This is a genomic window from Streptomyces hilarionis (assembly GCF_024539675.1).
Lineage (GTDB): Bacteria > Actinomycetota > Actinomycetes > Streptomycetales > Streptomycetaceae > Streptomyces > Streptomyces hilarionis.
The window spans coordinates 1-349 of sequence record NZ_JAHHIT010000553.1 but is presented as its reverse complement, the minus strand read 5'-3'; the positions used below and the strand labels follow the sequence as shown (position 1 = coordinate 349).

Here is a 349-nt window from a genome sequence, read left to right as displayed (position 1 = left end):
CTCACAGAGCTTGAAGACCAAGGTTTTGGGCACATCTTTCAGGACGTCGAACCCGCCAGCCATGTCGCCATAAAGGGTCGCGTAGCCAACAGCCATCTCGCTCTTGTTACCGGTAGTTAGCACCAGATAACGCTTCTTGTTGGAGATGGCCATGAGCATCGTGCCACGGCACCTGGCCTGGAGGTTTTCTTCGGTGGTGTCCTTGCCTAAACCTTCGAACATTGGCGCAAGCGTAGAGAGGAAGGCTTCGACCATGGACGCGATGGGCAGTACGCTGTACTTCACGCCCAGGATATCGGCTTCTTCTTTCGCATCGTCCTGGCTCATCTGGGCCGTGTAGTGGTACGGC

The 349-nt window shown here is 55.9% G+C and carries 1 protein-coding gene; it reads right to left on the bottom strand.

The genetic code is table 11. The features are described 5' to 3' along the window. Positions 1–349 (bottom strand): NAD(+) synthase (gene nadE / locus KMS84_RS44205; RefSeq protein ID WP_256921478.1); only part of this gene is annotated, 349 nt, incomplete at both ends.